The following is a 20,564-nucleotide window of genomic DNA, read 5'->3' as shown; positions in this document are numbered from 1 at the left end:
CCACCAGGATCCTCCTGGCGGCCATGGTCAGGGCCGCCGACGACCCCCGGAGCGTGTTCGAATTAATTCGAACATTTTCTTCCAAAGTTGGAAGCTTTCCGGGGGCCCGGCAGGCTAGCGGTTCCGAGTCTTCATCCAGCGCAGCAGTGCGCGGTAGACCTGAGGGTCGTCAGTGTCTGCGAACGCCTCCGCGAAAAGCTGGTTCAGCTCCCGGCGCGGGATGCGGCTTCGCTTGAGGTCGTCGGCGAGCTGGCGGGCCCGCTGGTCAACGGCCTGGCGTAGGTGAGTGTCATTCGCGGTCGTCGGCTCGGCAGAGGAAGCGGGGTCGGCCGGGCCGGTCAGCACCTTCTCTGCCTGTTCGCGGATCACGACGGCCGGGGATTCCGTACCGTCCGGGCCGGGCAGCTCGCGCACAATTTCGTTGATAACGCGCGCCGTGACTTTGGGATAGGTCTCGCGCAGCAGCGCATGCAGCGTTGCGGCAGCTTCCACGTCGTAGAGCTTGACGACGGGCAGAAGCCCCTCCACGTGCGAGACGGTGAGCTTGGGGACGTCAGGGAGAAGACGTGCGGCGAGGCGCCAACCGCGGCGCATCCTGCTGGAGTCCGCGAGGCTGATCCCCCAGCCCTCCAGCAGGTCCTCGAACGTGTTGAACTCGCCCCGGTACAGGCGTCGTTTGGCCACCGCATCGAGTGCTTTGCCGGTGAGCCAGAAGTTGCTGTGGTGGCCGTGGACTGCGCGCTGGCACGTTTCCAGGTCCCGGCGCTCAGCTTCGGTGAGCTGTCCGGTGTCACTGCCGGGTGTGTCGGGGTCCGGGATGGAATCCAGAGTGAGGGCGCCGGCACCGGGCGCGGTGGTGGACTTGCGGGCCAGGCCTGCAAGTCCGGAGGCGCGGACGGTGTCGGTCACGCCGAAGCGCTCTGCGGTGGTGTCGGTCATGCGGCGTCCTGTCCTGCGGCCCTGGTCAAGATCTCTCGGGCGAGGGTAGCGAGGTCTTCCGCGACGGACGCAGAGGTGGTGGACACGATGGTCCCCGCGTTGGCGCGTCCGGATCGCAGGTCCCAGAACTTCGGGTTAGCGGCAGCCGCCGCTTCCAGCTCGTGAACGAGCCGTCCGTGGCTGCGGGCGTCCTGGCCGACGGCCTCGCTGTATCGGACGATCGAGTCGAACAGGTAGCCGTCTGCGTTGAGTTCTTCGGCTACCCACTGGCGGGCGTTGCGGTGGATCTGTTTGGAGGCGCTGCCGCTGCCGAACAGGACCACACCGAGCAGTGTCAGGTCCGGGTTGACGGAGCGCTGGACCAGCTGGAACTGGCGGGAGATGGAACCGAGTCCGTCGTTGATGCTGGCTTTGTCCGACCGGGTGGGGGCGACCATCCAGCGTGCGGCGGACAGCGCCAGCTGCTGGAGTGGCGGGTTCTCGGGTGCGCTGTCGAGCACCACCAGGTCGTAGTGGTGGGCGATCGGAGCGAGGCAGATGGCCAGGGAGAGTGCCTGCCGGTGCTGCTGCATGCGGAACGTCGCGGCCAGCATGTCGGGGGCGGCGCCGACTTGGGCCCCGCCCACCACGACGTCCAGGTTCGGGCGCACGCCCTGCACTGGGATGAGGGGAGCTCCGGTGCGCAGGGATTCGTAGAGCGCGGCTCCTTCGTCGTCCACGCCGCTTTCGCGGTAGCCGAGGTCTCGGCCGACGTTGCCCTGCCCGTTGACGTCGACCAACAGCACGCGAGCGCCATCGGCGGCGACCAGGCCGGCGAGGTTCGAGGCAAGTGTCGTCTTGCCCACGCCGCCCTTGCCGTTCGCGATGACGTAGGAATGTCTGAGCGCCGACCGGTCAATCGGCGGGATCTGATCGTCATCAAGCACGGCGGGGACTCCTGTCGCGTACGGGGTGGTGCTGCCCCGCATGTTCCCACGGGCCCCGGAAACAGAAAAAGGGCCCGGCCCCCCGTGTTGTCACGGAGGGCCGGGCCCTGGTAGTCCATCAGCGCTCGCCTGTCTTCAGCACAGCGTCCGTGCGAGCAGTTCGGCGGGCGGTCTGCGCCACGCGGTCGGTCCATGTGCGGGCGGCTTGTGCGGGTGTGATGCCGCGGAGGGCTTCGCTGTAGAGCCACCGGTCGCGGCTGTCGTCGTGGGCGTCCGTGTGGAGGGCGGTGCCGTAGGCGACGGCGACGAGTTGCTGCCAGACGGTGGGGGAGTGTTCGGCGCGGCAGCAGCTGCACAGCGGCTGGTCGATGACCGGGTCGAGGTCGGTCGTGCAGTCTGCGGTGCGGGGGAGGTCGGGCAGGCAGGAGCACGCGAAACATGAGCCCTCCCACGACGTGGGCCACGAGCAACGCCGTTCCAGGCTCACCTGGGAGGCGGGTACGGCGGGCCACTGGTGATCGCAGGCGCGGCATCGGTGGTAGTTGGCCCATCCGGCGCGGCCGGGCCCGGTGATGCTGCGGGTGGAGCGGCTGGCTTTGCCGCAGGCCGGGCATTCGGACTGGACGGTCGCGTCCTCGCGCGTCAGCCACTCGACATCGATGACGGTGGCCGGCTGCGCGCGGCTGTCGCCATCGTCTGTCTCCGTGTACTCCCAGCCATAGGTGTCGGCGCTGGCGCTGCGGACGGGGACGATCCACAGGTGGCGGGTGCCGAAGTGGATCAGGTCGTCCAGCTCTCGGCTGGGCTGGACGCGCGAACCCCAGATCCGGCGGTGGTAGGCGGAGGTGGCGGCGAGGACGCGTCGATCGGTGAGGTGCCCGAGGGCCAGGAGGTTTTCACCCTCTCCGAGCGCGGTGACAGGGATGCCGTAGTGGGCCTCGAACAGGTCCTCGGCACCGGTGAACGTGAAGACCTGGCCCGGCTGGGCAGTGGCGAATCCGGTCATGTGGTGGGGTCCTTCGTTGAGAGGGAGGACTGTGCAGGTCGCGGGAGCGTCGGTGTCACCGGTGCGGGCCGGCCGTCGGTGCGTTCGTGGCGAGGATGTTCACCCAGTCCGGACCAAGCCGCGTCTCCAGCCGGCGGCGCAGCGCGGCGCGTTCGGGGTCGGTGGTGGCGGCCCATACGCCACCGCGGCTCAGGTCCGGGTGGGCCAGCGCCCACCGCAGGCAGGCCGCGGCAATCGGGCAGGCGCGGCACATCGCCTTGGCCCGCCGGATGCGGTCCGCCGCGGCAGCGTCGGTAACCTCGCCGCGTTCGACGTCGAACGTCTGCGGATCGGTGCGGCACCCGGTCCGTGTCGCGGGGGCGGGCAGCGGGATGCGCGGAACGCGCAGGTCGAGGATTGCCATGAGGGGCTCCATTGCCGTGGTCAGGCGTGGTCGTCGTTGCTGCGGGCGCGTTTGGGCTGGACGTCGGAGGCGAACCGGCCCATGCGCGCCTCGGTCGGATGCGCGCGGCCCCACTCCTCGGCGCAGATCTTGTGGACGGGCTCGCCGTAGTGCGAGCGCATCGGGGTGGGCTTCTCGCACAGCACGCAGGGCAGGTCCTGCCAGCGGTCGAAGTGCCGTCCGTCGCGCCAGTCGAGGAGGTTGCCGGGAGGCGGGACCAGGCCCGGCTCGAACAGCAGCCGTCGCTTCGGCTTGGCGCCGGACTGGTGGGGGCGGGCCGGCGCGCTCATCCGGCGGTGGCCCGGTGCGTGCCGGGGCGGCCGGGGCGGCGTCCATGGGTCGTGGGCGCGTAGGCGTCCTGCCGGGTCGCTACATAGCCGCACGGCTGTTCACCGGTCTTGACCCTGTACATGGCCATGTCCGCGCCGCGCAGGAGCCGGGAAGCGGTGGCCGCGTCGGGCAGGTCTGCGGCGCAGGCAACGCCGATCGACACGGCGGGACGCAGGGCCTGCCCGGCGTGGTCGACGGGCTGCGAAAGCAGCGCCCGCAGCGCCACCACCTCGCGGACTGTGTTCGTGCCCGGCAGGAGCAGGGCGGCACCGAACTCGTCGCCTCCGAGCCGGGCCGCGATGCCGCCGTGGGCGGCGGCCCACGTGCCGAGGCGGTGACCGATGGTGGCGATGAGGGTGTCGCCGGCGGCATGCCCAAGCGTGTCGTTGATTGCCTTCAGGCCGCGTCGGCGACCAGGACGTGCAGCTGCCCGCGGCGCGAGCGAGCGAGGCGGTCGATGCGGTTCGTCAGAGCATCCCGGCCGGGCAGACCGGTGAGCGGGTCCTTGCGGGCAGCATCGCGCTGGTGGCGTACGCGGACGTCGTCGGCGAGCAGCGCGGCCAGTGCGAGCGGCACCGAGGCAGCGACGATCAATGTGCGGGACCGCTGACGTAACGCGGCAGGTGCGGGCATCATGGTCTCCGTTCTCGCCCTTTGGGGCGGAATTGAGAGAGGCGCACCCCGAGCTGTGCAGGCGAGGGGGTGCGCCTCTTGCTGTGTGATCAACTGCACCCGGTGGACCCGGGTGCTCAGGCATGCTGGAAGTGCTCTTCCTCTTGTGACGGGGATGGGGAGTAAGGAAGGGCCGCAGCCCGATGCTGCGGCCCTTCCGCGTTCAGTGGCTGTCGGCGTGTACGGCGGCGGTGGTCCGCACCACGTCCGCGAGCAGCCCGGTCAGTTCCCGGCTGTGGCCGACGACCGCTCGCAGGCTCCGGATCAGCTCCGGGGCCAGGCGCCGGCTGCGGGCGTCGGCCAGGACAGCCTCCAGGTAGACGAAGTCGGCGAGGGCGCGGGCGCGGATGTCCAGGAGGCACGGCTGCACGGCGAGTTCGTCGTGCCGGGCGGCGGCGATGCCGGCGGGGTCGGGGGCCTGGCTGTAGGCGAGGTCGGTCTGTGCGGTGAGTACCGCGTCGACCTCGGTGGTGTCGATGTAGGCGCGGCGCCGGCCGAAGCGCTCGGCAATGGCGTCGATCAGGGAGCGGGTTGCGGGCACGAGGACCTCCGGGAGGGTCGTCGCCTGGTCCGGGAGACCGGGCGGACACCGCACGTCCCCGGCCGCCGCGAGGACAGGCGGCCGGGGGTGCGCGGAGAGCGCCAGAAGCAGCAGGCCGCCGGAGTCCGCTACCGCCACGCGGCGACGGCCTCCAGGTACGGGGTGGTCGTGACGCTGTGGCAGTCGAGCGGATCCCTGTCGTTGTGCGGGGACAGGCCGTGCGTGGGGCGGAGCTCCGAGAGGACCTCCATCAGGTCGTCCTCGGCATCGAGGACCATGTCGATGTAGCCGCGGCCGCACGTGCACGGCACGACCAGCGTCAGCACGTCCTCCGCACCGTCGCGTTCGGTGATGCGCAGGGTGTGGTGCAGCCACAGACCCCCGTCCAGCCACGCCACCGCGGACGCCTCCCAGCGCCGACTGCCGTTGTCGTAGACGGGCGGGTAGCCCTGCCAGGCTTCCGCGTCGACGGCCTGCCCGAGCGTGGACGTGTACGCGTTGTAGGTGTGGTGGGCGGCGGCCGTCTCCGCGTCGCCGCGCTGCTCCTGCTCGGTGGGCCCGGCATTCTGCTCAGCGAGATCGAGCAGGTAAGCCAGCGGCGAGTCCGCTCCGTAGCGGCGGGCGAGCGGGGTCAGGGTGTCGGTCATCGGGTGCTCCCTCAAGGTGGGATCCGTACCGGGCCGGACTGTCCGGTCCTCCGCGCTACACCAGCCCGGAATCGGGCTGGCGCGGCACGGGGAGCCGTCAGGCAGGCGCGCGTTCGACCACGGGCCGGTGCAGGTCGCGGTGGACCAGGGCGACCTGGTGGCCGCGGCGGCGCAGACGCCGGGCCAGGGCGTAGGCCGTGACACCGGCACGGTGCCTCCCGCCCGAACAGCCCACGGCGATGGACAGCGCGTGCTGCCCCGCACTCGGTCCTCGGGCGTAGGCCTGCGCCTGAGCGACGGTGGCAGCGAGCAGTTGCCGGATACCGGGCGTGCCAAGCACGGCACGGATCACCCGGCGGTCCCGGGCGGTCAGCTCCCGCAGTCCCCGGTCCCAGTGCGGATCGCGGAAATGCCGGAGGTCGAGGACGATGTGTGCGTCGTCGGGGCGGGGACCGTGGAGGTGCCCGAACGAAGTGATGCGGATGTCCATGGGCCGGGTCACCGGCTGGTGGCCTTGGTGGTCGCGATGAGGGCGGCGACGGTCTCCCAGCCGCGGTGCCAGGAGTGGTCGAGGTGGAACGCGCCGTTCATGCCGAAGTCGGCCAGCTTGTAGAAGTTGGTCTTGCCGGTCTTGTCGGCGAGCTTCTCCAGAAAGCCGTGGCCCGGCACCCGGCGGTCCGCGAGGTAATGCGTGCCCAACGACAGGGCGAGCGCGGCCGCCGCGGCGCCGGGGTGGACCCGGATGCCCAGGGCGCGGGCCCCGAGCCCGGCGACGACCGCCTGTGTGGCCGTGTAGGTGAGGCAGTGGTGCAGGCATGCCTTGCGTCCGTCCGTGGTGCCGTGGACGGTCTTTTCCTGGGTGGCCGGGTTCTCGTAGGTGACCGGGACATCGTCGGAGGCGCCCTTCACGCGGGCACAGAAATCGTTCTGCACCCAGAAGTCACCGATGGCACTGGCAGCGCGGGTCAGCCCGAGCAGGGCGGCGAAAGCGGCGGGACGGTGCATGCTGGTATCTCTCCTGATCTCGGAAACGGGGTGAAGGGGGAGCGGGGCGGCCGACTCTTTGCCGATGCTGCGGCCGCCTCGTACTACGGCTGCGCCCCGGCCTGCAGGGCCGGGGCGGAGCTGTTTCAGAACGGGGGTTCGTCCGGCCAGGCGGCGTGGAAGAGCGGGAGGCGCAGCGTGCGCCGGTTCGACCAGCAGCCGCACGCCTCCATCTCCGGGAACGGGCCGCTGGTCCACCAGCCGCCGGCACCCCGGCAGTCGGGGCAGGAGCGGCGGGACCTGGGTGCCAGCTCAATGCGGTGCCGGTCGGCGTACAGCGTCCGGTGCCCGGCGGTGAGCACCGCGGCCGTCACCGCGACCACGGCCGGGGCGGCAGCGAGCATCAGGACGGTGCGCAGCCGAGGGACGGTCCTCATGTCGGTCGTCCTCTCGGATGTCACGCGGCGAGCTGGTGGGCGGGCGCGGGTATGTAGGTGGTGGGGTCGGCGGGGGTTCCGTCGTGGCATTCCAGGCAGCTGCCGAGGGTGCGCAATGGAATGCAGTGGTGGTACCGGCGACCGCATTTTCCGCACCGCTGCCTGGCCTCCATCGCCCGGTCCAGGGCCCGCTCCTGCGCGAGAGTCATCGGCCGGACCGGCCGGGCGCGGTCGATCCGGTACAGGTACGTCGGCCGGGTGCAGATACGGCCGGGCCAAAACCCGCACGAGCGGCAGCGCAGCACAATCGGCTCCTGCCCCGCGGGGCGCAGCCCGAGAGCGCGTAACTGACGCCGGGTGGCCAGCCCCTCGGGGGCGGTTCCCCAGTCGTACGCCGAAACCAGCAGCTCGTGATCCTTGAAGGTGACGCCGCTGATGCCGCCCATCACCGACTCCAGACGTCGGGCAGCCGGACGGGACGCTGCGGGTAGCGGGGGCCGGGGCGCTGCGGGCGGGGACGGCCGATCCGGCGGCGCGGGCGAGGAATGAGCACGGGCCGGGTCCTCCAGACGTCGATGGGCAGACAGGACTGCGCCCCGCCCTGCCAGGAGCGGCGGGGCGGGGCGCAGGAGGGAATCCCTGGGTGTGAGGTCAGGCCGGGCCGGGGACGGTGTGCGTGTGCTGCGAGCCGGGAGCGGTGCGGCCCGGGCTCGGGGTGTCCGGCTGTGGTTCCGCAGTGCCGTGCAGGTGGGTTCCGATCCAGTAACCGACCAGCAAGCCGACGACCAATAGCGCCTTGTGGCGGTTGAGGCGCCACCAGGTCGGTCTCGGGGGTTCGGTCAGGACACCTATGACGGCGGGGCCCTTTGCCACGCGAGATCTCTCCTTCGGGTTGGCGGGGATGGTGCTGCGGCCGGGCGGCCTGTCCAGTCCTCGCCCACCGTGCCGTGGCGGTGGGCGAGGACCAGGCGGAACACCCGGAAATTGTGCAGACACGTCTACGTGTCCACGGCCCGCACCTTGAAGGGAGCGGGCCGTAGACGATAGAAGCGCGTTGCAGGTGGCCTGTGAGGGCAGTCAGCATCAGCAGCAGAGTGCCAGCTGCGCGTACCAGAGTGGTCAAAGCAGCCGCGAATAGTACTGCTTGAGGTGCTTACCAGTTTCGGTGTCGATGGCCGTCCGGTCCGGGTGAAACTCGATCGCACGGTGCGGGGCCCGGGAATTCTTTTTCCACTGGGACCCGCCCACTGCGACAATCAGCCGGACCGCTTGGTAGCGGTCCTTGACCGGCACCTTCACTTCCAGATGAATGGGCATGGGAAACTGCCCCGACTCGAGCGGCTGCGTCTGCTCCTTCGCCGTCTGGTTGCCGGAGTCGATACGGACGAGCTTCGGCTTCTCTCGCCAGTCGACCCACACCGACAGGACAACGGACCGGCCGTCTCTGCTCCATGACGCTGCGGCTTCGGTCTTGACCCCATCGATGTTCAGTTGTGTAACTGATACGCCCTTATAGGCGGCTGCCTTCTCCTTGTACTGCTGTTCCTGCTTGTCGTTCGCTGCGCTCTGCCATACCCCAGCCCCTGCGATGGCTAGGGCTGCGATCGCGGCGACGTACGGCCAGCCACGCTGGCGCAACGGCGGGGACTGTTCGTCGTCAGGGGTCAGTTCTGGTGTGGGCGGCTGGGGCGCGCTGTGCCACGCCGGATCTGCGCTGTCGTCGGTCTGCTGGAACCATTCGACGTCGTCTTTACCCATGCGGGCGACGGTAGCGCGGAGTTGAACGGCTTGGTCCGGGCTTCCGGACAGGTCCGCCACCCTGGCCCGGGTGGACAGCCACGAGACCGCTTGGTCCGAGTTGATGCCGAACGCGTTGATGTCCTCGCGCTCGCCGATCGCCGCCAGCTGCGCGGCCTCGCTGCATCGTCCTTCTCTCGCGGCCTGGAGGACGTCGCCGTGCCGGGTGTCGATGACGTTGGGCGGCATGTCCCAGCCCCACCCGGCGTCATCGGCGACCGGCTCCTGCGGCGCCAGGGTGGCTCCCTGGTCCTCGCTCAGCCCGGCGTAGACGCTCGCGTCGCCGAACGCGGACTCGGCTTCCGTCTGTGCCTGGTCGTCATCGGCCGTGGCATCGGCGACCGCGGCGTCGGTTTCGACCGCGAAGGCCTGCTGTGCCTTGCGCCGGCGCGAGGACGTGTCCGTGAGCGCGGCTTCCTCGTCATCGAGCACGGTCTGGATGATGTCGACGTAGTCGGGGCCGACCTTCCACACCGCCTGTCCCGGATCCAGTGCCGGGATCCGTTCCACTGCCCAGGCCGGAAGGCCGAGCAACGAGCCGACGATCGCGGCCTCTTCGGGGCCGAGGCGCCCGACGTGCGCGATCTCGCACAGCCGCGCGAGGTCCTGCGCCCTGCCCTCCCCGAGGTCAGAGAGCGTGTGCATCACCACGTCCAGGGACAACGCGGCTTTCCGACTGTTCTTCAGCAGACGCTGGATCAGCTCACTCGTGGCAGGGGAGAGCAGGATCTGCCACGCCTCCTCGAGGACCAGGTGCCGGTGCACGGCGGTCGACTGGCGCAGCCACACGTGCTCTGCCCAGCACGAGACCGCCGCCATCAGTGACGGGATCGCTGGACTGTTGCGGTCCAGACTGGAGAAGTCGAACGACAGGATCGGCAGGTCCGTCTCCGGCAGGCTCGCGTCCTGGCCGTCGAACAGCCCGCGCAGCGAGCCCTCGGTGTAGCGGGACAGTGCGATCGCCGCGCCCTCACCCCACTCGCTCAGCTTCGCGGCCGGCCACCGGCCGCTCTCGGGACTGACCAGCGCGTCGACCAGCCCGTTCAGCGAGGTCGCCTTCGGGTGATTGAGGGCGTGCTGGAGAGCGTGGGTGGCCTGGTAGGTCAGAGCGCCGGGCTCCACCGCCAGGATCAGCGAGCGGACCAGCTGCTCACGCACCTCGGCAGGGAAGAGGTTCGAGCACGGGTTCAGGGTGAAGGCGCCGGCCTCGATGACCCGGCCTCCCAGCGAGCGGACCAGCGGCGCCCATTCGCCTCCGGCGCTTTCCTCCCCGAAGGAGTCGATGACGACGGCTTGATGGGCGTGGTGGAGGATCTCGCGCCGGATCCGTGTTTTCGCTGTGGTGCTCTTGCCGGAGCCGAGACCTCCCAGGGCAAGGCTGTTGGTCGCGGGCAGGATCGCCGCGTCGGCCTGCACGGGGGAGAGGTGGAAGGGGCGCCCGTCCAGCAGTGACCGCCCGATCGGGATACCGGGGAAGCGGGTGCTGGACGCGACGAGGGGCGCTGTGATCGCGGCGTGGTTGGAGGGCAGGCGGATCATCAGAGGATCGCCCCTTTCCTGGTGGAGGCTCCGTGCGGGGTAGTCATCACGTGGGCGCGGTGCTGCTGGCCCGTCAGCCAGTCGAGCCGGATGCGGTGCCGGTCGGAGGCGAGGGATGCCTGCCAGCGGGCATCGGTGACCGTGTCGGGGCTGTCGCCCCACACCGTCAGGTAGGCGTCGAGGTCCACGAGCGTCGCGCCCTGCACGAGCGCGCCGTGCGCGGTGCTGGAAGCGAGGTCGTGGGCGTCCTGCTTGACCTTGTCGTTGATGAACGCCTCGCTCGCGGCGCGCTGCCATTTCGCGGAGCGGCGGGACTGGCCTACCGGCAACGGCCGGTAGAGGACCGCGAACGAACGGTCCGCGTTCTGGCTGCCGAGCAGCATCTTCGGCATGAGGTCGCCGCCGGTTTCCTGGGGCCAGGACGTGATCCGCGCAGTCGCCGCGAACCGTCCGTCGTCCAGCGCGACCCAGCCGGGGCCGCGGTCGGCGACGGCGGGTACCGGGTCGGGGGTGATGGGCGTCAGGACACCGAGTGCGGCGAACTCGCCGGCGAGCGTGTCCAGGACGCGGGCGGGCTGCCCGGCCAGGCCTTTGGGTACGTGGACGGAGACCGTCTGCGTGTGGTCGGTGTGTTCGCCGCTGGCCGCGTGGTGGGTGACGTGGACCTGAACGCCGGCGCTGCGGGCCTGACCGCCCGCGAACGCCAGCGCCTTGCTGAACGCGTCGTGGAAGGATGCCCGGCGCTGGTCGTCCTGCATAGTGCCGTGGTCCGGGTACAAGGCCCATGTCGCGGTTGCTCCGGGATGGGTGAACACGCCCGCCGGCACGATGCGTTCACGCAGATGCCGGTAGCCGACGGCTGCCCAGCGGGCGACGGAACGCGGGCCCGGCGCCACGTTGAGGAGAGCGGCGGCCGCGCCGACCGCGCCGAATGTCCACACGGGTGGTGGGGTGAGCATGGCCGACATCAGGACGGCGCTCCCGAGCCCGGCGTTGGCTTTCGTCAGCAGGGTTTCGACAGGGCTGAGTCCGCGCTGCACAGCGGGGATCCGGTAGCCGGGGGTCAGGGAGTACACAGAACCGCTCCTTCACATCTGATGAGCCCGGCCCTGGCGTCCGCTCCCCGCCCGATGAGGGGCGGGGAGCGGACACCAGGGCCGATGGCAGGGGACTACGAGTTGGGTGACTGCCCTGAGCCCGGTTGCGGGTTCGGCGTTTGCCTCCGCGGCGCCGGCGTCCGGGGCTGAGGCCCGGGCGCCGGGACGCGGGGGGTTGGTGCCTGCCGCTGGACAGCCGCCCGAGCTTGCTGACGCGCCTGAGTGATCTGCGCGGTGCGGGCCGCACGCTGATTGACCTGAGCGATGGTGGACGCCGTGGTCAGCTGTCCCTCACGCTTGCGCTGCGTAACGCCGTACGCGGCGAACAGCACACCCCGGTCCTGATGCACTGCGCGACCCGGCGTGTCCACCGTGCGCAGCCCGCGCGGTGCGTTCTCCCGCTCGTAGACGTCCGGGGCGCCGGCCCGCACGACCGCCCGGGCGAGCCGGTTGTCCGTGCGGCGTTCCACCAACGCCCGCGCACCGCGAGCGACCTTGGGGCCAAAGTAGGGCACCCCATGGAAGATCATCCGCAGCATCAGCGCGTCCGCGGCGACCAGCAGCACCGCGTCGACCACGAGCGAGCCCTTGGCGAACGCCACGAACGGGGAGAGCAGCAGCAACGCGAACGGGGCGAACATCAACCCCAGTAGCTTTCCCGCCCACGCCTTGACCGCGGATGTGTCGCCCCCTCGTGCCAGTGACGCCAGCACGACGGGTGCCATGCACACGAACGCCAGGATCCCGAGCTGTCGCATCATGAACACCAGCGCGGCAAAGGCGAGGGCCACCACCAGAGCGGCGATGATCAGCAGGATCGCCAGCGGGTTTCCCGCGTCCGCTCCTTTATCCATGTCCGCGCTGATCGCACCGAACAGCGTGGACTCATTGCTGTCGAACGCGGCCGTGAACGCTGCGCTCACGGCCTTGTTCAGCAGCATCACCACGCCCGGGACCGACGCCATACCGGCCACCGCAGCCAGAGACCATCCGGTGGAAGCGCCCATCTGCCGCAGACGGGGTGCGCCCTGCCATGCGGTCAAGGCGCACACGACAACCACAGACATGAAGATCGCGACGGCGAGATGTTGACCGAGCCACAAGAACGGCTCGTACAGACCGCTGTTCGCAGTCTCCGGTGCCCATCCCTTTCCCGGCGCAACCAGGCCGTTGATCTTCTTGATCAGGCTTACGGCGAGCTCTTTGACGTGGTCGGAGGCCCCGTCAGAGATTCCCTTTCCGCCGGCGCCGGTGCCTGGGTGGCCGCCGGATTCCTGGTTACCTCGGCAGTACTCGTATCCCGGCGTGCCTTTGAGGAGGTCGCACGGGTCGTCCTTGTCTGCCACGGCTGTCAGCCCTTGGCCTGGGTGACGGTGGAGAACAGGGTGTCCCCGTACAGGGCAAGGATCACGGCGACGAACAGCGTGCCGATCGCCATCGAGCCCTTGCGCAGCGCGCCCTTGGGGTCGTTGGACAGCTGCAGGAGCATGCGGACCGCGATCACGGCGATCACGGCGGCGATGCCCTTGGTGACCAGGCCACCGCCGGTCAGGCCGATGGTGTCGAAGAAGTCCTTGAACCCGCCGGACATGTCGACGGGCTTCGCGAGGGTCGTGAACTTGTCCATGGGTCAGATCTCCTTGTTGTGTGAGGGATTGGGACGGGCGACCGCGAGCAGGTCGGTCATCGTGTCCATGGGGTCGATGCGGACTTCCGTGCCGGGCCGGGGGGCGTCGATAATCCAGCCGCCCCCGATGGCAATTCCGACGTGGTGAATGCTGGCCGGGCTGCTGCCGTAGAAGACCAAATCGCCGGGGCGTACATCGCCCGGCTTGACGGGCTCCGATGCCGCGTACTGCTGGGCTGCCGTGCGGGGCAGGCTGATGCCCGCTTTCGCATAGGCGTAGAGCGTGAGCCCGGAACAGTCGAACCCGGCAATCGTCTTTCCGGAGTGCCCGTTTGGGGAGCAGCAGATCCCCGTGCTCGGACCGCTTGCGCTGCCGCCGCCCCACGAATAAGGGGTGCCGAGCATTCCGCTGGCCGCACTGATCGCGGCGGCGGCCTGCTCTGTGGTCGCGGTCTTTCCGCCGGTCGCGGGTTTGCTGGCGAGTGCGGAGATCGAGCGGACGTAGTTCTGTGTCTCCTTGTAGGGAGGCACACCGCCGTATTTACGGACCGCGTTGCTGCCCGCGTTGTAGGCGGCGAGCATGTTGCTCTGCGCATTTCCCGGAACATCTTTGACGTCCCCGGCGATGTCGCACAAATATTTTGCCGCTGAGGGGATCGCGTCTCCGGGATCCCACACATCGCGCTTTCCGTCGCCGTTGCCGTCGATGCCGTGGGTTTCCCACGTGGACGGCATGAACTGCGCGACGCCTTCGGCTCCGACAGGTGATTGTGCTTTCGGGTCGAACCCGGATTCCTGTGTGAGGAGCGCAGCAAGGAGATTCGGTGTGACCTCGGGGCAAGTATTTCCCGCGTCCTCGACCAGGGACCGGTATTGGGCGGGGATGGACAGGCTGAGCGCCGCTCCCACCACGGGATCGTCGCCGGCGGCCTGCACGAGCGCGGCCACGACGACAGCCGCGGTCGCGCCCGCCCCGATCGTGACGGCTAAAGAGGCTCGCAACGCCTCTTCCCTCCTTCCGGGGGTTGTTGATCGTTTGCGCTGGTCAGGTCCGCCACCCGGGACCGCCAGGAGACCGCCAGCACACCGCCACCCAGGGCGGTCGGACCGCCACCCAGGGGCTCGGGTGGCGGTGAGCTGGCGGTCTGCCGGCGGTGCCAGGTGGCGGTCACGAATCGGACGAAGCGGCGGCGGTGAGGTCGGTGAGGCGGTAGCCCCGCACGCCCTTGGTGCTCTTGTCCGACGCGACCTTGAGAAGGCCGTTCAGCTGCCTTCCGGCTTTCGCAGGATCTGTTTCCGTGATCCCGAAAGCCGGGGCCAGGTCGGCAGTGGCCATGAAGTCCACGCCCGCGCTCCGCATCAGGTCAATTGCCTGCTTGACCGGTGATACCGGGGCGTCGGCGAACTTCTGCTGCTGCCGGGCGTCGACCTCGTCAACGGTCTTCCAGATGAACTCATCCGAGAAGTTGAATCCCCGGATGAGGGTGGAGACTCCGTGCGCGAACAGGACACCCTGGCCCTTGATGCTCGAATCGAGCAAGGCCGGGTTGATCGGCGCGATCGTGTCGAAGTACGTGTCTCCGAGGGCGACTTTCGCGGTTCCTTCCGATGCCACGTACAGGCACATGCGGTAGAGGAACTGGTCACGGACCATGACCGGAATCGCGTTCTGGGCTGGGCGCTGCGTCAGCATCACCACGGAAATCCCGGACTCCAGGCACTTGGCGACCAGAGAGCGCGCCTTTTCAGCGACCCGTGCCGCGTTTTCCTTGCCCGCGTTCGTGCCGTCGTGGGCGAAGAAGTCTGCGGCTTCGTCCACGATGAAGAACACCGGCCTGAACTTGGGTGCGGGCTGCCGCTTTCGGATGGCCTCCTTGATTTTCTCGTACCGGCTTTCCCCACGGGCATTCAGTTCGTCGGCCATGTCCTCGAACACGGCCGGATTGTCGGATGCCTCGTACCGGACGGCGATTTTCTCGAACCGGGTCAGCCCGCAGAATTTCCCGTCCAGCAGGTACAGGTCGAATTCGCCGTAGGCGATCAGCAGGCAGGTGATCAGCCCGTTGACCAGCGTGGTCTTGCCCATCTGGGTCATGCCCCCGACCAGCAGCGATGCCTTGTCGAAGGTCCCCACACCGGCCAGCTGCCCGACGACGTCGTGCCCGAAGGGCACCCCGTCGAAGGTCTCGATCTGCTGCCGGGTCGGCGGGCTGAACGGGCGGGTGTGCGGCGGCTCATCGAGCACCAGCAGCCGCACCCGGCGTTCGTTGTCCCGGCTGCGCTCCATCTTGGTGTGCAGCCGGGTGGCACCGAACATGCCGGCGACGTTGCCGAGGCGCTTTTCGACGTCCTTGTAGGTGCGTCCCTCTGGGACCAGGAAGTCGTAGAGAGAGCCGCTGCCAGGCTTCGGGACCGGCTCGATGGTGACCTCGTTGGCGCGGATGATTTCGTCCTTGCCGATGACACCGGCCTTGGCCAGCGCCGCGGTCAGCTGCGGGTGCGCCACAGCCGCCTGAGCGGCGGCCTGATCGCCCCCGATCACGGCCGTGGCCGGGGCTTCTTCCGCCATGGCGGCCGCAGGCTGTTTCTCCGTGGCCGCGGACTTCTTCTCCGTGGCCGTGGGCTTTTCGCTCGCCCACCAGGCCTTGAGGACGCTCTTGGCCCTCCATGCGCCGTATCCGAGTGCGACCAGCGCGCCTGCGGTGAGCAGGACGGTGGCCGGCCAGGACAGACCGAGCTTGTCCTTGATGGCGGCGAGGATGCCGAACGCGATCGCGAGTGTGCCGATCGCGCCTGCCGCCTGCCCGTAGCCATCATCACCGGCGCTGGCCTGCTGTTTCTTTCTGCTCACGCACCCTCCGTCGTGATCGTGAACGCGCAAGCATATTCGCTCGCGCGTTCGATTTCTTGTGGGTTTTTGGTGCTCGCCGGGTCTGCTTGCCGGGTCTGCGGACGTTCGGTCCGCTCGCCGGTTCACTCGCCGGGTCTGCACCGGTCGACTGCGGTGGTGCGTGGTTCCGGCAGTCGCAGCAAGGGCCAGCCCGCAGGTGCTGCGGGCTGGCCCTCACTGGTGGTGCCGGACACAGGAGCGGTTTTCAGGCGCTCGCGTCTTCGGGTTCTTCCTCGTCGGCCTCTTCGGCCGGGGTGTCGACCTCGTTCTCTTCGTTGGACAGCAGCGCGCCCCATGCGTGGCGTACGCGCTTCTCGCTGCCGACGAACCCGGCGTCGCGGAAGGTGGCGACGGCCTGGCGGTAGGAGGCCGGCGGGTCGTCGCGGTAGCGCAGGTGCCGCAGCACGACGTCCACCTGCGCATCGGTCAGCGTCTCGCCGGGCTCGGGCGTGGGCACGCCCGTGACGGCCGCGAGCTGCGCGAGGTGCGCGGCCGTGACGGCGTCACGGCCTGTGTCCCGCCCGCCGTGACCCTCACCGTGACGGTTTCCGTCCGGATCGCCGTGACCAGCGTGACTGCCGGTCCCGTCTGTGCCGGATCCGTCACGCCCGCCCGGCAGGGCAGGCAGCTGACGGCCGGAGGCGTCACGGCCTGCCGTGACGGGCAGCGCGGGCGCCGTGGGCGTCCACGTGCCGAGCTCCGGCAGCTCGATCGCCGCGACCGTGGCGGGCAGCACCTTGTCCGCGACGGTCTTCGCCGTGGCCTCTGCCTGGCCGTGCAGTTCCTCGGTCATGGTCTGCTGCGTCTTGAGCTGCGACTTGCGGTAGGCCGTCTCCGCCTTCGCCACCCGCTCTTCCAGCGTGGTCGCGAGCTCGAGCAGCTCGATCCGGTGCGCGGCCTCCGCCTCCATCGTCTCCAGGCGGTCGGAGACCTGCTGGCGCTTGGTCGCGATGGCCTGCAGGGTGTCGGGCGACACCTTCCGTCCGAGCGAGGGCAGCGCGATCCACCAGGCGCCCTTGGTCGCGACGATGGCGATCGGCGTGAGGACCATCGCGAGATCGAACGCGCCGGACCTGGACAGGATCAGATCGGCGGTGGGGATGGCGGCGTTGACCACGGTCAGGGCCAGCCCCGCGACCTGCACGCGCCGGGCGCGGCTGCGGTTGTTGCCGGACAGGATCTCCGTTGCCTGGAACACCACCCACAGCGCGTCCAGGGCGCCCACGGTCGGCACCGCCCATCCGCCGAACCGGGGTTCGAGGATCTGGTAGCTGACCGCGACCGACAGGATGGCCACTCCCAGGGTGACGATCCCCAGGATGCTGAGCACCAGCCCACGCGAGGTGGGCCGCCGGCGGTACCACTTTTCCTTCTCTTGCTCCTTGTTCATGGTGTCTCCGTTGTCCGTACGGGATGTGTGGGGAGCAGGACGGTGTCGCCCTGCAGGGGTGCGCGGCGAGGCCGGTCATTCCTCGGACGCCGCGGCGTGGGCGTCCATCAGCGCGGCCTCCACGTCGGTGACCTCGCCGCGCTCAATGGCCTCGTAGACGGCCTGGCTGGCCAGGAACATGCGGTCCTGAAAGTCGTCAGACACGGGCGTAGTCCTCACGCTGCACGCGCGGGGGCGGTACGTCGTAGACGGGGGCGGGCCGGTGGGGGGCGATGATCTGTCCGGTGGGGAGCAGCTCGCCGGTGTCCTCGAAGAGCAGGACGCCGTTGCACAGCAGACTCCAGCCGGGGTGGCTGGCCACGGTGCGGGCGGCCTCGCGGTCCGTGCTGTCGGCGGCTGGGCAGGGCGGGGTGTGACGGCACAGGGCCGGGGGCTGGCGGTGGTGCAGGCCGGTGTCGTCCAGCGCGGCCTGTAGCGGGATCGTGCGCATGCAGTCCTCCCAAGGGGAAAGGGCAGGGGGAGTTGGCTCCTGGACACCGTCCGGCCCGGCCCCTGCACGCTGGGTGCGGGGGCCGGGCCGGCGGGTCGGTGGCCTGGCAGAGGTGGCGGTGCCAGGCCGGGCATCGTCAGCGCCGTTGAGCGCGCTGACGGTTGAGGTAGGCGTCCTGCAGCCGCGCGAACGACTCGAACAGCCGCTGCCCCGTGGGGCAGCGTTCGGTGTCCGTGCAGTCGGCGCAGGCGCCGCGATGTGTGCGGTGCGTTGTGGAAGCGGCCTGGTAGCGCTGGTAGAGGTCGTCAGGCATCGGTGCTGCCTAGCCTCGGGCGCAGGCGTCGCACGTGCCGCCGGGCCAGTCGTCGAACCAGCCGGAACAGACGTTGCACTGCCCGGAGTTGCGCCACGTGAGCAGGTACTGGCGTAACCGGGCGAGTCCGCTGCCCCTCATCAGGCTTTCCCCGTCCCGTGGCAGGAGCCGCAGCTGACCCACGTCTGCCGGGTGATGCCTCCGCTGCTGGTGTCGACGGTCCGCCCGCCGGCACCGCCGCAGCTGCCGCACGACTGCTGTCCGCTCGCGCCGATCAGCCGGGCCCGCATCTCCGCCACGGTGCGCGGGGCGCGCCGGGCGGCGGGGATCGCGGCGTCCTGGCGCCGGACGACGTCCAGGAGATGCTGTCCGAGCTGGCGGTTCGCGTCGTCGCCCCCTGCCGTGCCGGGGCGGGGGCGTGTCATGATCTGAGCGGTCATAGGGACTCCAATTCCTGCTGACCAAGACGGCTCCGGAGAATCACGGCTCCGGGGCCGTCGTTGTGTGGCTGGCCGGACGGCCAGCCACGGCCCGTCTCCCACCCCAACGACAACGGGGCGGGAGGTGGACCGTGGCGGATCGTCAGGCAGCCGGCGCGAATTTCTCGTTGGCGCGGCCGGGGCGGACCAGGCGGTCCTCGCTGGTCCACACGGCACCGGTCACGAACGGCTCGCCATCGGCCCGCAGCACGTCGCGGACGATGACCGCCCACCGCGCACTGTCACGGCGCAGCAGCTGCGCGGCCTCGCTCGGGTCGGTGATGAGCACCAGGACCTCGAAGGCGCCCGTCGCGTTCTGGTAGAGCGCGCCGGGATGGCGCGGGCCGATCTCTTCCTCGGCAAGAGGTAACCGGCTGGCGATGGTGTCGGTGATGATGGGCATGCGGGTCGTCCTGTCTGGAGGGTGACCAGCGGCAAAAGAACCCCCGGGGTGGAGACCCCCGGGGGTTTGCCGCATACGGGCCCCGCGACAGGCGGGGCAGTGCGTCCTGCGCACTCCGCCGCCGACCGGACCCCAGGGGCGGGCACGGTCAACGACGGGCAGCGCAAGCTGCGTGGTGCGGTCAGGCGCCGATGCGTCGGGCCTGTGCGGTCAGGTCGTGGATGCGGCCCGCGACACGGGCCCGGTCCGCACGGGACAGGCCCGGCCGGATCAACTGCCGGTGCGCGGCGGCCAGCTGGTCGCCGATGCGCTGCTGCGGGGTACGCGGATCAGTCGGAACGGGCATCGAAGACTCCTCGAAGTCGGCGGCGAGCGGATCGGTCGACGGCGGGCAGCGCAGGCTGCGGTCAGCTGGTCGGGTCGGCGGCGCAGACGTCCAGCTGCGCCATGACCTCCAGGTACTCCTGGTGGTCCATGGCCTCCAGCTCCGCGCACCATTCCTCGAACGTCAGGTCCTCGCCCGCGTCCATGTGCTGCCTCCTACTCGTCCTGGTGGGCTGCCATACAAGCGGCCACGGCCCTGGCCATCCCGAGCGGGCGGGATGGCCAGGGCCGTGGTCGTTCATGCCGATGTGCGGGTCAAGCCGCCGTAGTCTTCCGGGCGTACTGCTTGCCCAGTTCAGCCTGTCGCCGCTCGTGCGCTTCCACGTTCTGCGGCTGCAGCGGGACTGCGGGGCCGCGGAACTCGGAGAGCGATCCCGAAGTCCGCGCCGTGCAGGCGTTGTTCGCCTTCTCGACTTCCTCGCCGCCATGCTTGGCCCACTGTGCCTTGCGGACGGCCGGCGCCGACTGCTTCCGCGCGGCGCGCTGCTCCTGTCGCTCCAGCTCCTCGCGGGCATCGCGGCGGGCGGGCTCCTCCTGGAGGGCGAGGACGTAGCGGCGGGCGAGGATGCCGCCGTCCGTGCAGTGCTGGCCACCGACACACCGCGTGCAGCCCGTGCGGTGCGCGAGGTAGGACTGTCGGGCCGTCTCCAGCGTGACCTCCGCCTTGATCCGGGAGACCGGAGCGGCCGGGGCCGGGAGCGGCTTGTAGAACTGCTGAGCGGCGCGGCGGATCTCCTGCGGCATCGCGTCGCGCAGCAGCCGGTTCTGCTCGGACTGCCAGCGCCGAACGTCGATGTCGATGACCACGAGCTGGTCGCTGCCAGGGCAGGTGACGTGCTTCTCTCCCTCCGCGACCTTGTCGGAGAGGCAGTGCTCACGGATCTTGAGGACCTTGTCGCCCGTGATCCGGCGCCAGGTGCGGCAGTCGGGGCAGGCGATCGACTTCACTTCATCCGGCCTGACGTTGTAGTCCTCCGGGGCCATGCTGCTGAGCTTGAGCGCCTCACGGCGGTTCGTGTTCTTGGTCCGGACGCGGCCGGGACGCTTGCGGGGCATCGAATCCTCCTGACGTGGGATCGGGTGCGGGTGCTGCCTTCTCTGCCGCGCCAGGCCGGCCTTTCGGCAGGTGGGTCCTGGCGGACAGACAGCGCAGCAGCGCCGTTCGAGGTGGATCAGGTGGAGCTATTCGGTACAGGCCTGCCGGGGGAGCTCGGCTCACCCCACTGCCGCC

Annotated in this window: 30 protein-coding genes; all 30 read right to left on the bottom strand. The window is 69.9% G+C overall.

Features of this window, described 5'->3' with window-relative positions:
* Positions 1 to 114: 114 nt before the first annotated feature.
* Positions 115 to 939: a hypothetical protein gene (locus OHB41_RS51610; RefSeq protein WP_266709694.1), complete on the bottom strand. Its 825-nt coding sequence runs from the start codon at positions 937 to 939 to the stop codon at positions 115 to 117.
* The gene (locus OHB41_RS51605) at positions 936 to 1,865 is read right to left on the bottom strand and encodes a ParA family protein (protein WP_266709692.1); all 930 of its coding nucleotides are present in this window, start codon (positions 1,863 to 1,865) and stop codon (positions 936 to 938) included. Before OHB41_RS51605 ends, OHB41_RS51610 begins: the two co-directional genes overlap by 4 nt.
* Before the next feature lie 118 nt (positions 1,866 to 1,983).
* Complete coding sequence (locus tag OHB41_RS51600) at positions 1,984 to 2,871, bottom strand: hypothetical protein (protein WP_266709690.1); 888 nt, start codon at positions 2,869 to 2,871, stop codon at positions 1,984 to 1,986.
* A gap of 55 nt (positions 2,872 to 2,926) precedes the next feature.
* A complete protein-coding gene (locus tag OHB41_RS51595; RefSeq protein WP_266709688.1) occupies positions 2,927 to 3,274 on the bottom strand; it encodes a WhiB family transcriptional regulator in 348 nt (115 codons plus the stop codon).
* 20 nt (positions 3,275 to 3,294) lie between these two features.
* On the bottom strand, positions 3,295 to 3,603 hold the full coding sequence (locus OHB41_RS51590; RefSeq protein WP_266709686.1) for a hypothetical protein: 309 nt from the start codon (positions 3,601 to 3,603) through the stop codon (positions 3,295 to 3,297).
* Entirely contained in the window at positions 3,600 to 4,034 is a 435-nt protein-coding gene (locus OHB41_RS51585; RefSeq protein WP_266709704.1) for a diguanylate cyclase domain-containing protein, read from the bottom strand. The genes OHB41_RS51590 and OHB41_RS51585 overlap by 4 nt, the downstream gene beginning before the upstream one ends.
* 5 nt (positions 4,035 to 4,039) lie before the next feature.
* Entirely contained in the window at positions 4,040 to 4,279 is a 240-nt protein-coding gene (locus OHB41_RS51580; protein WP_266709708.1) for a hypothetical protein, read from the bottom strand.
* A 199-nt stretch (positions 4,280 to 4,478) separates the two neighbouring features.
* Positions 4,479 to 4,994, bottom strand: a complete 516-nt coding sequence (locus tag OHB41_RS51575; protein ID WP_266709684.1) for a hypothetical protein — start codon at positions 4,992 to 4,994, stop codon at positions 4,479 to 4,481.
* On the bottom strand, positions 4,985 to 5,503 hold the full coding sequence (locus tag OHB41_RS51570) for a hypothetical protein (RefSeq protein WP_266709682.1): 519 nt from the start codon (positions 5,501 to 5,503) through the stop codon (positions 4,985 to 4,987). The genes OHB41_RS51575 and OHB41_RS51570 overlap by 10 nt, the downstream gene beginning before the upstream one ends.
* A 97-nt stretch (positions 5,504 to 5,600) precedes the next feature.
* Complete coding sequence (locus tag OHB41_RS51565; protein WP_266709680.1) at positions 5,601 to 5,993, bottom strand: RapZ C-terminal domain-containing protein; 393 nt, start codon at positions 5,991 to 5,993, stop codon at positions 5,601 to 5,603.
* 8 nt (positions 5,994 to 6,001) lie between these two features.
* Positions 6,002 to 6,508: a hypothetical protein gene (locus OHB41_RS51560; protein ID WP_266709678.1), complete on the bottom strand. Its 507-nt coding sequence runs from the start codon at positions 6,506 to 6,508 to the stop codon at positions 6,002 to 6,004.
* Between the two features lie 125 nt (positions 6,509 to 6,633).
* Entirely contained in the window at positions 6,634 to 6,924 is a 291-nt protein-coding gene (locus OHB41_RS51555; protein ID WP_266709676.1) for a hypothetical protein, read from the bottom strand.
* 20 nt (positions 6,925 to 6,944) lie between these two features.
* A complete protein-coding gene (locus OHB41_RS51550) occupies positions 6,945 to 7,370 on the bottom strand; it encodes an RRQRL motif-containing zinc-binding protein (protein ID WP_266709674.1) in 426 nt (141 codons plus the stop codon).
* Between the two features lie 205 nt (positions 7,371 to 7,575).
* On the bottom strand, positions 7,576 to 7,797 hold the full coding sequence (locus tag OHB41_RS51545) for a hypothetical protein (RefSeq protein WP_266709672.1): 222 nt from the start codon (positions 7,795 to 7,797) through the stop codon (positions 7,576 to 7,578).
* A gap of 246 nt (positions 7,798 to 8,043) precedes the next feature.
* Entirely contained in the window at positions 8,044 to 10,137 is a 2,094-nt protein-coding gene (locus tag OHB41_RS51540; protein ID WP_266709670.1) for a putative type IV secretion/conjugal transfer ATPase, read from the bottom strand.
* A 122-nt stretch (positions 10,138 to 10,259) separates the two neighbouring features.
* Complete coding sequence (locus OHB41_RS51535) at positions 10,260 to 11,336, bottom strand: hypothetical protein (RefSeq protein ID WP_266709668.1); 1,077 nt, start codon at positions 11,334 to 11,336, stop codon at positions 10,260 to 10,262.
* A 95-nt stretch (positions 11,337 to 11,431) separates the two neighbouring features.
* Positions 11,432 to 12,703: a hypothetical protein gene (locus OHB41_RS51530; RefSeq protein WP_266709666.1), complete on the bottom strand. Its 1,272-nt coding sequence runs from the start codon at positions 12,701 to 12,703 to the stop codon at positions 11,432 to 11,434.
* A 5-nt stretch (positions 12,704 to 12,708) separates the two neighbouring features.
* Positions 12,709 to 12,984 (bottom strand): hypothetical protein, encoded by a 276-nt coding sequence (locus OHB41_RS51525; protein ID WP_266709664.1) that lies wholly within the window; start codon positions 12,982 to 12,984, stop codon positions 12,709 to 12,711.
* Between the two features lie 3 nt (positions 12,985 to 12,987).
* A complete protein-coding gene (locus OHB41_RS51520; RefSeq protein ID WP_266709662.1) occupies positions 12,988 to 13,932 on the bottom strand; it encodes a C40 family peptidase in 945 nt (314 codons plus the stop codon).
* A gap of 220 nt (positions 13,933 to 14,152) precedes the next feature.
* On the bottom strand, positions 14,153 to 15,835 hold the full coding sequence (locus tag OHB41_RS51515) for an FtsK/SpoIIIE domain-containing protein (RefSeq protein ID WP_266709660.1): 1,683 nt from the start codon (positions 15,833 to 15,835) through the stop codon (positions 14,153 to 14,155).
* A gap of 244 nt (positions 15,836 to 16,079) precedes the next feature.
* Positions 16,080 to 17,264 carry a hypothetical protein gene (locus tag OHB41_RS51510; RefSeq protein ID WP_266709658.1) on the bottom strand — a complete coding sequence of 395 codons (1,185 nt, stop codon included), beginning with the start codon at positions 17,262 to 17,264 and terminating at the stop codon, positions 16,080 to 16,082.
* A gap of 75 nt (positions 17,265 to 17,339) precedes the next feature.
* The gene (locus tag OHB41_RS51505; protein ID WP_266709418.1) at positions 17,340 to 17,468 is read right to left on the bottom strand and encodes a hypothetical protein; all 129 of its coding nucleotides are present in this window, start codon (positions 17,466 to 17,468) and stop codon (positions 17,340 to 17,342) included.
* Complete coding sequence (locus tag OHB41_RS51500; RefSeq protein ID WP_323138647.1) at positions 17,461 to 17,688, bottom strand: DUF5999 family protein; 228 nt, start codon at positions 17,686 to 17,688, stop codon at positions 17,461 to 17,463. The genes OHB41_RS51505 and OHB41_RS51500 overlap by 8 nt, the downstream gene beginning before the upstream one ends.
* Positions 17,689 to 17,890: 202 nt before the next feature.
* Positions 17,891 to 18,067 carry a hypothetical protein gene (locus OHB41_RS51495; RefSeq protein WP_266709655.1) on the bottom strand — a complete coding sequence of 59 codons (177 nt, stop codon included), beginning with the start codon at positions 18,065 to 18,067 and terminating at the stop codon, positions 17,891 to 17,893.
* A gap of 9 nt (positions 18,068 to 18,076) precedes the next feature.
* Entirely contained in the window at positions 18,077 to 18,208 is a 132-nt protein-coding gene (locus tag OHB41_RS51490) for a hypothetical protein (protein ID WP_266709654.1), read from the bottom strand.
* Complete coding sequence (locus OHB41_RS51485) at positions 18,208 to 18,507, bottom strand: hypothetical protein (RefSeq protein WP_266709653.1); 300 nt, start codon at positions 18,505 to 18,507, stop codon at positions 18,208 to 18,210. Before OHB41_RS51485 ends, OHB41_RS51490 begins: the two co-directional genes overlap by 1 nt.
* Positions 18,508 to 18,649: 142 nt before the next feature.
* On the bottom strand, positions 18,650 to 18,949 hold the full coding sequence (locus OHB41_RS51480) for a hypothetical protein (RefSeq protein WP_266709651.1): 300 nt from the start codon (positions 18,947 to 18,949) through the stop codon (positions 18,650 to 18,652).
* Positions 18,950 to 19,130: 181 nt separating this feature from the next.
* A complete protein-coding gene (locus tag OHB41_RS51475; protein ID WP_266709649.1) occupies positions 19,131 to 19,295 on the bottom strand; it encodes a hypothetical protein in 165 nt (54 codons plus the stop codon).
* Positions 19,296 to 19,356: 61 nt separating this feature from the next.
* A complete protein-coding gene (locus tag OHB41_RS51470; protein WP_266709647.1) occupies positions 19,357 to 19,479 on the bottom strand; it encodes a hypothetical protein in 123 nt (40 codons plus the stop codon).
* A 109-nt stretch (positions 19,480 to 19,588) separates the two neighbouring features.
* Positions 19,589 to 20,389 (bottom strand): hypothetical protein, encoded by an 801-nt coding sequence (locus OHB41_RS51465; protein WP_266709645.1) that lies wholly within the window; start codon positions 20,387 to 20,389, stop codon positions 19,589 to 19,591.
* Positions 20,390 to 20,564 lie beyond the last annotated feature (175 nt).

Source organism: Streptomyces sp. NBC_01571 (genome assembly GCF_026339875.1).
Lineage (GTDB): Bacteria > Actinomycetota > Actinomycetes > Streptomycetales > Streptomycetaceae > Streptomyces.
Note: the sequence above shows the minus strand (reverse complement) of the source record. Positions and strands in the feature narration are given on the sequence as shown.